10 protein-coding genes are annotated in these 11,175 nt (G+C 54.2%); 2 read left to right on the top strand and 8 right to left on the bottom strand.

The genetic code is table 11. From position 1 onward, the window contains the following. Positions 1-32 precede the first annotated feature (32 nt). The 3 genes from ACHZBF_RS05600 to ACHZBF_RS05590 form a co-directional block, all read right to left on the bottom strand. Entirely contained in the window at positions 33-3,422 is a 3,390-nt protein-coding gene (locus ACHZBF_RS05600) for a bifunctional diguanylate cyclase/phosphodiesterase (protein WP_321527866.1), read from the bottom strand. Positions 3,423-3,575: 153 nt separating this feature from the next. Continuing rightward, positions 3,576-4,772, bottom strand: coding sequence for a GGDEF domain-containing protein (locus ACHZBF_RS05595; protein ID WP_051302728.1), 1,197 nt, complete (start codon positions 4,770-4,772; stop codon positions 3,576-3,578). A gap of 157 nt (positions 4,773-4,929) precedes the next feature. Continuing rightward, the gene (locus ACHZBF_RS05590) at positions 4,930-5,508 is read right to left on the bottom strand and encodes a hydrolase (protein ID WP_029134973.1); all 579 of its coding nucleotides are present in this window, start codon (positions 5,506-5,508) and stop codon (positions 4,930-4,932) included. 76 nt (positions 5,509-5,584) lie between these two features. Here ACHZBF_RS05590 and ACHZBF_RS05585 point away from each other — a divergent pair, with 76 nt between their 5' ends. Continuing rightward, the gene (locus tag ACHZBF_RS05585) at positions 5,585-5,944 is read left to right on the top strand and encodes a gamma-butyrobetaine hydroxylase family protein (protein ID WP_321527865.1); all 360 of its coding nucleotides are present in this window, start codon (positions 5,585-5,587) and stop codon (positions 5,942-5,944) included. A 9-nt stretch (positions 5,945-5,953) separates the two neighbouring features. Here ACHZBF_RS05585 and ACHZBF_RS05580 read toward each other — a convergent pair whose 3' ends face one another. The 5 genes from ACHZBF_RS05580 to ACHZBF_RS05560 all read right to left on the bottom strand — a co-directional run bounded on the left by ACHZBF_RS05580 (position 5,954) and on the right by ACHZBF_RS05560 (position 9,713). Further along, positions 5,954-6,682, bottom strand: a complete 729-nt coding sequence (locus ACHZBF_RS05580; RefSeq protein WP_321527864.1) for an MBL fold metallo-hydrolase — start codon at positions 6,680-6,682, stop codon at positions 5,954-5,956. Positions 6,683-6,833: 151 nt separating this feature from the next. Beyond that, positions 6,834-7,412 (bottom strand): YceI family protein, encoded by a 579-nt coding sequence (locus ACHZBF_RS05575; protein ID WP_029134970.1) that lies wholly within the window; start codon positions 7,410-7,412, stop codon positions 6,834-6,836. 53 nt (positions 7,413-7,465) lie between these two features. Continuing rightward, positions 7,466-8,023 (bottom strand): cytochrome b, encoded by a 558-nt coding sequence (locus tag ACHZBF_RS05570; RefSeq protein WP_029134969.1) that lies wholly within the window; start codon positions 8,021-8,023, stop codon positions 7,466-7,468. Between the two features lie 37 nt (positions 8,024-8,060). Continuing rightward, the gene (locus ACHZBF_RS05565; RefSeq protein WP_029134968.1) at positions 8,061-8,669 is read right to left on the bottom strand and encodes an FMN-dependent NADH-azoreductase; all 609 of its coding nucleotides are present in this window, start codon (positions 8,667-8,669) and stop codon (positions 8,061-8,063) included. A gap of 150 nt (positions 8,670-8,819) precedes the next feature. Next, a complete protein-coding gene (locus ACHZBF_RS05560; protein WP_321527863.1) occupies positions 8,820-9,713 on the bottom strand; it encodes a LysR family transcriptional regulator in 894 nt (297 codons plus the stop codon). 173 nt (positions 9,714-9,886) lie between these two features. Between ACHZBF_RS05560 and ACHZBF_RS05555 the strand changes: the two genes are divergently transcribed. After that, positions 9,887-11,152: an MFS transporter gene (locus ACHZBF_RS05555; protein WP_321527862.1), complete on the top strand. Its 1,266-nt coding sequence runs from the start codon at positions 9,887-9,889 to the stop codon at positions 11,150-11,152. The last annotated feature ends 23 nt before the right edge of the window (positions 11,153-11,175 follow it).

Genomic DNA, 11,175 nt, shown 5'->3' with positions numbered 1-11,175 from the left:
TGAACCTAAAAACAGGGGTGGTTGATAGTGAACTACCCCAGGCTTGAGTCAAGAGTCACGGCGCACTTTTTTTGACGTAATAATGGCGTAATTTCATCGGCCGGCAGCGGACGACTGCAGTAATAACCCTGAATCTCATCACACCCCTGGTCATGCAGAAAAAGGATCTGTTCCAGGGTCTCGACACCCTCGGCAATCACCTGGAGCCCCAGGGATTTGGCCAGCACAATCACAGCATTGGCAATGGCGGCATCTTCCTCATTATCCGGCAGATCCGAGACGAAGGCCCGGTCCACCTTGAGCTTGTCCAGAGGGAATCGTTTCAGGTAACTGAGTGATGAGTAGCCGGTTCCAAAATCATCGATGGCCAGGTAGACACCAAGCTCTTTCAGGGACGCCAGCAACTGGATGGAACTGTCGGCATCCTGCATCACCATGCTTTCGGTAATCTCCAGTTCCAGATTGGCTGCATCAACCCCGGATCGTTGCAGAACCGACGCGACCATCGCCACAATGTTACTGTTAAACTGACGCGCCGACAAATTGACCGCCATACGGAATTCGCTGTCTACCACATCGCCCCAGGCCCGGTATTGTAGACAGGCCTGCTCCAGCACCCATTCACCGATCTGATTGATCAGACCGCTCTCTTCAGCAATCGGAATAAAGCGAACCGGAGAGACAGCACCAAGCACCGAATGATGCCAGCGCAATAACGCCTCCACGCCGATGATCTTGCCATCCTCCAGCCGCACCTGGGGCTGGTAGTAGACCTCCAGCTCATTTCGCTCGATAGCGTAACGCAGACCGTTTTCCAGGAACAGCCGCTCATCAGCTCCGGCGTTCATCTCCGGCAGGAAAAACTGGTAGTTATTACGGCCCCGCTCTTTTGCGCGGTACATGGCGATATCGGCATGCTTTATCAGCGAGGCGATGTCTGTGCCGTCATTGGGATATATGCTGATTCCGATACTTGCACCAATAAAGGCTTCACTTCCTTCAAGACTGAACGAGCGACCCAGACGTTGAATCAGTTTCTGTGCAATATGGCTGGCCTGGACCTGATCGATATTTTCCAGGATGAGGGCAAACTCATCACCGCCGAGCCGGGCCACCGTGTCGCTCTCCCGGACGCACTCCTGCAATCTGCCGGCAACCTGTTTCAGCAGCAGATCACCCGCCTTGTGACCAAGACTGTCATTTACGGTTTTAAAGCGGTCCAGATCAATATACATCAGGGAAACGCTGCTGTTGTTCCGCCGGGACTGACGCAAGGCCTGTTCCAGGCGATCTCCAAACAGACTACGGTTGGCCAACTGGGTCAACGAATCATAATAGGCAAGACGCGCAATACGCTGTTCCGCCTCTTTTTTCTCGGTAGTGTCATAGAACACACCGACATAATTGATCAATTGACCCTGATAATCATACACAGTGCTGATAGTCAGCCACTCCGTAAACAACTCCCCATTCTTGCGCCGGTCGATCATCTCACCCTGCCAATGACCGGTATCATTCAGACTGCGCCACATTTCACTGTAATAGTCAGCATCATGCCAGCCGGAGCTGAGTACTTTTGGTGTTTTACCGACGACCTCCTGCGCACTGTATCCCGTGATGCTGGTAAAAGCGGGATTGACTTCAAGAATCTTCAAATGCGGATCGGTGATCGTTATACCTTCGAGACTGTGTTCGAAAACGCTGGCCAACAGGCGCAAACGTTTCTCTGCCTGCTTGCGTTCGGTGATATCCAGGGCGGTTCCCCTGACAATTACAACATCACCCTCTCCATTACGGATAAACTCGCCTTCGCTCTGAACCACGCGTTCAGCGCCGTCTGACCGGATCAGCCGAAACTCGATATCAAATCTCGCCTGGCCGATTTTATGCTCATTGACCGCATTCATCACGGCAGCACGATCATCGGCATGAACATATTCCAGCAAAGCGCTGTATGAGGGAGTAAACGCCTCGGGTGACAGGCCAAAGATGCGATACATCTGATCTGACCAGACAAACCTGTCCTTTTCGGTCTGCCACTCCCAGCCCCCCAGGCTTGCAATGCGTTGTGCATCAAGCAGGCTTTTCTCACGTTGACGAAGCGCCTCGGTTCGTTCCAGAACGCGCAACTCCAACTCTTCATTCAGATGAGCCAGCGCACGCTCCCTTTGTCCGACATCATTAGCCGCATGACGTAATGCATCTGCAAGTACTTCAAGCTCTATGCTGCCCGTATCGGGAATCTGGATATCATAATCACCGCTGGCGATCTGTCTGGCACTGTTGGCCAGGCTTTTCAACGGATGGGTAATTCGTTGCGAAAAATGCACGGTAAGCAACAGCACCACGAATCCGAGCGCACAGATGAGTAGAATGTTCTGCACCCGACTGCTTTTGTGGAAGGCGACTATCTGTTCATGAGGTATGGTGAGCATCAGTCCCAGATATCGACCTTCGTTCAGCGGATCAAAGGCAATACGCAGAAATTGCACTTTCCAGGTGTTATCTGCCGATGTGATATCCAGTTTATGCTCATTGATATATTGCTCCTCATTGAACAGACTCTTCAACGAAGGGAAGTCATCCTGCAGACGATAACGCCGCCCAGTATCAAATCCGAAGCGTTTATTGATATCAGGATGATAGAGATAATCCCCTTTCTCATTGGTCAGGTAAAAGCCCACACCATCCGGCAATTGTTGCTTTAGTCGAGCAAACAGGGAGTTCATCGTCCGGTTGATCACCAGCATGCCAAACAGCTCACCATTGCTATCAAATACCGGTTTGGCGATACGCAGGGTCGGCACATGTAAAGGGGTGATCTTCCCGAACTCCCGATTGAGATCCATATCAGACAGATAAAACTGATTCGGGGCGAGTTTAATCGTGGCCTGAAAATAGTCGCGCGCCTCCTTGGACTGCAACTGATCATCCGCTACCAGCATCACACCGTCACCATGCCGGTTCACCCGAACGATTTCCCGACCCCGATGGGCAATCCCAATAAAACGTATCTGTTCATACTCCGGATTTTTCTTGATAACGGCACTGAAGATCTGTCCAAGACGCGCCAGCCACATATCGACGGTGGAACTATCCACGGGGTCCACACCATTGGCCTGAACGCCACGTATGATACCCTGGACAGGTGGTGTCTCACTGATCAGGTCAATATCGCGTCGCAGATTCTCCAGTTGGCGATATATATGATCACTGAGGAGCCGGGCGTCATTCTCCAGGGTGGATGATGCCTGCTGCATCGCATTCTGATACTGGGTCTGCTCATAGAGCATGGCAATCAATGCCGTCGCACCAAGCACCAGCGAGAGGATTACCAGGCTGAATTTGTTACCAAGACGGGAGAGCGGTTTCATTCGGTGAAATTTTGGGTGAACTTCTGCGTTGATTTTTTGTTGTGTCATGTAAGAACCACTTGCGAAGAAGTCATGGCCTGGAACTGCGGCCATTCACTTGGAAAGACCCGGTTAATTAGTCATCCAAGGATACAGCAGACGGATGGCGTTGCATAAGCGGTGACCGAGCCAATCCTGACCTCGTCCGGGAAATAATCATACTCAGCCGGTCTCATTCACAGTATCCGCACACCAGTCCCAGCGCAGCTCATCCTCATGACTGTCCAGGCAGCACGCCCGGCCGGCATCCTTGGCGCGGTACATCCTTGAATCCGCCAAGGCAAGCAGCTCCTTCCAGTGACGTATCTTGTCCTTGCGCAGCTCGGCCACGCCGATGCTCGCCGTCAAAGGCGACCCATCCGGGCGTTTACCCAGCCCCGCTTGCATCAGCCTGCCAAGCACCACCCTGGCTTCGATGCAATCGGCTCCAGGAAAAATCAAAATAAACTCTTCCCCACCCCAGCGAATAACGGTATCGATTTTACGCAATGTCTCTCTGATCCTGTCACCGGTCTTCCGCAAGGCCATGTCGCCAGCCTGATGACCATGGGAGTCGTTGAGGGATTTGAAATGATCCAGATCGAAAAACGCCAGGGAGATATTTTCACCGCGAATCCTGGCCAGGCGAAATTGAAGCTCCATGGCTTCAATGCCTGCCCGGCGGGTCAGGGCACCGGTCAGCACGTCATAGCTCGCCTGACTGGTCAGGGAGATCATATAGCGAAGCTGGTTAAGTGAAGAAATCAGCGACACGCCCAGTATCAGGAGGAACAGCCAGACTGTTGAAATTGCCCCGTTCAACTCAACCGCGGTAACGGCAAATACGGAATAGAGTGTCAAAGCCAGCAGCGGCAGGGCGTAGAATCCAAACTCGATCAGGGTCAGCGGAAACAGGCTGAGGCCGGCAATAATAACAAATGGCAACAGGCGGTAAATATCGGCCGTTGCGCTCTGTATGCCGCTCAGCTCATATCCGGAAAGCATGGAATCGGCGACAAAGTAGAACATGTACGGCAGAAACAGCAGTGCTATCAACAATAGCCGCGCCCGCATCAGGCTGGCATCACGCCGGGTCTGCCAGGCAATAGCCAGAAAAACCGCTCCGGCAAAGAATCTCAACACTGCCAGTTCCACCCACAGGGGCCAGGGAAAAATCAGCCAGTCGACCAGCACCCAGGCCGGTGTCAGCACAGCAAATGTGGAGGCGAAAAAGAAGATGCGGTTAAGGAGCAACTCACCCCGGTGCTGCTGAATGGACAGGGTATGCCGATTACCACAAAGCAGCTCATACGCCTGATCCCAGGTGTGGACGCCAAATGCCGAGCAGATTGATTTAAGCGAATTGGCCAGAAATTTCATATTAGACAGGCAACCTTCCGTCCCTGAATCAGCCAACCAAGCCTTCAGGAGATATGGACACACATTCTCTTGGCGATTCTATTGGAAGAGTCGGCCTGTGAAATTGATCTGGATAAAGAAACCGCTTTCTCTGTATGAAGCCCCCTTCAGCGGCTGATCAGGACAATCCCTTCAGGTTGATCTGTTCAGCCACCTCCCGCATGCCCAGGATGGTCTGGGTGATCAGCTCCCGCCTCTCCATTCCGAGCATGGCCGCCCCACGATCGATAATGGCGCGATCCACCTTGGCCGCAAAACTTTTATCCTTCCACTTCTTGATAACCGATTTAGCCTCCAGATCCATAACGCTTTTTGAGGGGCGCACCAGGGCGGTGGTGGTCACCAATCCAGTCAGTTCATCCGTGGCGTAAAGCACCTTTTCCATATCGCTGATGGGTTCAACATCGGTGCAGATACCCCAGCCATGACTGATCACGGCCCGTATATAGGATTCCGGCCACTGCTGTTCCCGCAGTATCTGTTCGGTTTTTATGCAGTGCTGCTCGGGAAATTGCTCGTAATCCAGATCATGTACCAATCCCACGATGCCCCACTGCTCCTCATCACCACCACGGTGACGGGCGAAATAGCGCATCACCGCTTCGACCGCCAGTCCATGTCTGATCAGGCTTTCGGTTTTGGTGTAGGTAGCCAACAACTGAAATGCCTCTTCCCTGCTCGGAATTCGCTCTTCCATCTTCACACTCCGGTTCCTGTTTACGCTCGATGGGTCTACTATTGCATTGACTCAATTGACCCATAGCTTATCCGTCATGCAAACAAAGACCAAACCGACAGATATTATTCTGCACAATCAATCACGCACGCTCGAAGTGGTTTTTGACACCGGCGAGCGTTTCCATCTTCCCTGGGAGTATCTGCGGGTTTTCTCCCCGTCCAAGGAGGTGAGAGCCCGGTTCGGTAAAGACCGGATTCTGGTACTGGACAAGCAGGATGTGATACTCAAAGAGATCAAGCCGATCGGCAATTACGCCCTGAAACTCTATTTTGATGATGGCCACAACTCGGGGCTGTATGACTGGCGTTTTCTTTATGAGTTGGGTGTCAACCAGGCGCAGTACTGGCAGGAGCACCTCGACCGTGTAGCCAAACTGGATTTGGACCCGGACTGATAGACTAAATCACTCCCTGATGACTCCGGCCTGATTGAGCATACCCTGCGCTGCGCTGATACCACAGCGCTGATTCCCCGGCACCGCAACATCAATCTTTTGCGGTTTTTCCAGGTCCATACTATCCATGATGCGGATATAGCCCTCGCGGGTCTGATTGTTGCCCAGACGGGGATTGTGCCGTTTCTCTTCACCGATGGTGGAGGCGGTCATGCCGTTATAGTCATGGGCCGGATAAACCCGGATATTATCGGGCAGAACAAACAGCTTACCCATGATCGAGTCGTAGGCCTGCCCGGCATCACCGGACTGAAAATCGGTACGGCCGCTACCACGAATCAGCAGCGTGTCACCGGTAAACACCCGATCAGCCGCCAGATAACAGATATCGGTATTGGTATGGCCCGGAGTAAACAGCACCTTCAGGGTATTATCACCAAACAGCACGTGGTCACCCTGTTTCAGCCAGACATCGGCACAGGAAACCTGCCCGTTCTCATGCACCGCGACATGGCAGTTGAAACGCTCCCGCAACATGCCGCCACCGGTGATGTGATCGGCATGGATATGGGTCTCCAGCGAATATCGAACAATCAATCCAAGCTCTTCTATTAATTGGATATCCCGCTCATACTGATCCAGCACCGGATCGATCATCACCGCCTCCAGGCTCTGCTTGTCCCAGAGCAGGTAACTGTAGGTGCTGGAGGTCTTATCAAAAAGCTGTCGCATCTGCATGGTTTGTCCTTCTCTCCCTTGCTGTTCCCTATACGACTACAGATGATGCTGAATCGTTCGGGGATCAACCCACCGATTTTTGGGGTAATACAGGAACAGGGGCCGGCGTCACTCGTCACGCCGGCCCCATAAACCACGGTAAAAGCAGTCGCTACTGGCGAATCCCCTCAACAGAAAGAAACAGTTCCACCTCGCGTGAGGCCGGGCCCAGATCCATTGGTATCCCGAAATCCGCCAGGGTCAACCGGGTGGTCCCCTCAAAACCCCGCCGGTAGCCACCCCAGGGGTCCTTACCGGCACCAATCTGGGTGACATCGATAACAATCGGTTTGGTGATCCCGCGCAGGGTCAGATCGCCTTTCAACAACGCCGTGTTTTCGCCCGTCACTTCATAGCCGGTGCTGTTGAATGTCGCCGTCGTGAACTCATCAACCTTCAGGAAATCCTTGCCGCGCACATGTTTGTCCCGTTCGGCAAAATTGCTGTCCACGCTGGCGGGATTGACCGTTACTGAAACCGTTGATGCGGATGGATTGTTCTCGTCATAGTTGAAGCTCCCCTCAAACTCGTTAAAGCGTCCCAGCACCCAGCTGTAACCCAGATGGGAGATCTTGAACTGGACAAAGGCATGGGCCTTTTGGGTATCGATGACATAGCGCTCGGCCGATACCGGGGCGGCGAGTGCGATCCCGGCGATCGTCAGAAGTGAAACCAGCAGATGTTTTTTCATGTTGTCTCCTTGGAAATTGAATATGCGTGTCTTTGAATAAATCACTCTTATTATTACGAGCGCCGCGGCCTGCCGAGCATTCGCATCAGGGTAGCATCCCGATCAATGAAGTGATGCTTGAGCGCGGCCAGGCTGTGTACGCCGACCAGCGTCATCATGACGACCGCCAGCACCCAGTGAATCTCCCCTGCCACATCCTCCATATTGTCAATGGCCGGAAGCAGCGCCGGTAGCGTGAACCAGCCGAACACCTCGATACCGCGGCCGTCAGCAGTTGAGATGAGATAGCCGCTAATGGCAATGGCAAACAGCAGCAGGTAGAGCCCCCAATGGACCAGTTCAGCCGCGCGCCGCAGTATTCGGGGATCGTTGCCGACCGGCTCCGGCAGCGGACTGATGAGCCGCCAGAGTAATCGAAACAGCAGCAATACCACCATAACAATCCCAAGGCTGCGGTGCATATCCGGAGCCGCCTGATACCACGGATCGTAGTAATCGAGACTGGTCATGTAGAGGCCTAGCAGGAACAGACCAATGACCAGTAGCGCTATCAACCAGTGCAGTCCGATACTGATTACCCCATAAGCTTGTCGGGTGTTAGCAAACCTCATCCTCACTTCCTTTATCCCTTCGAGGCACACGCCCGATTCAGGCGGCATAACGGCCAATCTCTGCCTGGGCGCTTTCGATCCCCTGGCGACGCATTTCATCCCCCATATTGAGCCCTTCCGAATGGATAAAGTTCACCTGCTTAATGCCAAGGAAATTGAACAGGGTCTGCAGGTAGGGGGCCTGCTGATCAGTGCTGGCGCCACTGTGCATGCCACCGCGTGCGGTAATAATAAATACCGGTTTATCCGGCACCAGTCCGACCGCGCCCTTGTCCGTATAGGCGAAAGTGCGGCCAGCCATGACGATATGGTCGATGTAAGCCTTCAGCGTGGACGGGATGCCCAGGTTGTACATTGGCACACCCAGTACCACTGCATCCGCCGATAGGAATTCATCAATCAGCAGATTGATTCGATCCGCGATCCGCGTCATCTCGGGCGTATGTTGTTCCGGGGGACTCATCATGGCTGCCAACATGGCGTCATCCAGATGGGGCAGTGGTTTACTGACCAGGTCCCGTTCCATGACCTGATATTCGGGATGGTTGTCCACCCACTGACGGACAAACTGGGCGCTGAGTCTGCGTGAATCGGAGCCGGTCAGACGGGCACTGGTGTCGATGTGGAGTAGCCGTTTTCTGTTCATGTCACGCCCTCTCTCGGGAACTGGTCAACTTGGAGGAGAGCGTAGCATTGTCTCTATTTCATGATTAGATGGGTTTTTTCAAAAACTATGTTCCATATATGGAACAATAGCCCAAAATGGGGCCCAGTGAACCATAGGGACAGCGCCTGATTAGTGGGGAAGATTGCTGAAATGCCGGTCCAGGAAAGTGATGAAGGCCCTGACCTTGGGGGTCAGATGCCGGGGTGACGGATAGACGGCATAAATCCCCCCCTCACGGACCCTCCAGTCATCCAGCACCGAGACCAGTTCGCCTGTGGCAATCAAGTCCTGGCAGTGCAGTTCCGGTAGCAAGCCAATACCTGCGCCCGTCAGGCAGACCCCACGAATGGCATTCAGGTTATTAATGCCAATACGCCCGCTAATCTCCACCACCACCTCTCCTCGCGGCCGACTGAATTTGAGTGTTTCACTGCTGCGCTGCGCGGAAAACACAACGCAATCATGCTGCTTCAGATCCTCCGGGGAGCGGGGAATCCCCCTCTGTTTAAAATAGCCCGGTGTTGCACAGACCAGCATCCGGTCGGTATAGAGCCGATGCGCCACCAGGGTGGAATCTTCCAGAATCCCGGCACGAATGGCCAGGTCAAACCCCTCACCCACCAGGTCCACGTAACGGTCGGAGATATCCACTTGCAATCGGATCTCCGGATACTGCTGCATAAACTCGCGGGTAACGGCCGACATAATGGAAATACCGATATCCACCGGCAGGGTGATACGCAACAGACCGCGCGGCTGCTCCTGACACTGGCTGATGGCGCGTTCCGCCTCCTCCGCCTCCGTCACCAGCCGGGCACAACGCTCATAGTAGAGTGCACCCAGTTCCGTGGGCCGGACACTGCGTGTGGTTCGTTGCAGCAGACGTGCGCCCAACCGGCTTTCCAACTCACTGATCTTTCGGCTGACGGTCGATTTGGGCAGACCCAGGTTGGTTGCGGCGGCGGTAAAACCCTGCGCCTCCACCACTTTCACAAAGATCACCATTTCATTGAAATCCAGCATACATATCCGCCCTTCATCTGATACTGCCGTTTGGCAATACGGTAACGCATCCCGCAATTATTGCGCATTATTTTCGATTGCAACCGATGTTCCCATTTAACATCAGCTTGTATTGACTCACCGGGCAATGGCATAGTCCGGCTGATCTGCTGACAAATGGAAGGCATCAAACCTTGGACCCCAATCTCACCCGACGCCACCTGTTTCTCAGCATCCTGTTCCCCTTCGCGCTGGGTTATTACCTCTCCTATCTCGCCCGTGTAGTGAATGCGGTCCTGGCACCGGACCTGGTGGCGGAACTCTCACTGGGGGCCGACACCCTGGGACTGCTGACGGCATCCTATTTTTTTACCTTTGCCGCTGCCCAGCTTCCCCTGGGCATCCTGCTTGACCGCTACAGTCCACGAAAAATCGAATCCCTCCTGCTGCTGGTGGCTGCGGCGGGCGCACTGCTGTTCGCCCTGGGTGACAGTGCCGGCGATCTGATTATCGGACGAGGGTTAATCGGACTGGGCGTTTCGGCCTGCCTGATGGCCGCCTTCAAGACCTTCACCCTCTGGTTCGAGCCACAAAAACTGCCCTTGCTCAACGGGGTCATTCTCGCTTCCGGCGGCGTCGGGGCCATCACAGCCACAGCACCAGTCCAGGCCGCCCTCTCGATAACCGACTGGCGCGGTGTGTTCCTATTACTGGCCGCCCTGATGATTCTCTCATCGATTATCATTTTTCTGCTGGTACCGGACCATACCGAGGTCAGGCAACAGGAGACGCTGAAAGCCCAATTGCAGGGCATGCGCGCCATATTTTCCGACCGATTCTTCTGGATGATCGCCCCCCTGACCATGCTGTCGCAGGCCACGTTCATCTCTATCCAGAGTCTCTGGGCCGGACCCTGGTTGCAGGACATTGGTGGACTGGAGCGTGCCGCCATGGCCGACAGCCTGTTTCTGGTGGCCACCGCCATGGTGGCCGGCTTCCTGGTGATGGGTACATTGGCGGAGCGGCTGTCGAGAATCGGCGTACCGCCCATCCTGCTCTCGGTCGTCGGCATGCTGATCTTTCAAGGCATTCAGCTACTGATTATTATCGGTCCCTCGCCCGCGTGGCTGTTTCCGGTCTGGATCGGCTTTGGATTCTTTGGCACCACCGGCATTGTGCAGTACGCGGTGCTTTCACAACACTATCCGCGCCACTTGGCCGGCAGGGTCAACACGGCGATGAACCTGCTGGTATTCGTCGCCATCTTTATTCTGCAGTACACCATCGGCGCCATTATCAATCTCTGGCCACAGACATCTCCCGGCCACTACCCCCAGATCGCCTACCAGGCGGCATTCGGTTTTGCGCTGCTGCTACAGGCATCCGCCATTATCTGGTTTGCCCGTGAGTATCGGCGCGGTCCGCGGCAAGATGACCCACACACGATGAGATCAACCTGACACGGTTGTGGCACCTTTTCGGC

Origin of the sequence: Sedimenticola selenatireducens (genome assembly GCF_963675335.2) — a bacterium.
Classification (GTDB): domain Bacteria; phylum Pseudomonadota; class Gammaproteobacteria; order Chromatiales; family Chromatiaceae; genus Sedimenticola; species Sedimenticola selenatireducens.
The sequence above is the reverse complement of the archived record's forward strand: the minus strand, read 5'-3'. Positions and strand labels throughout refer to the sequence as shown.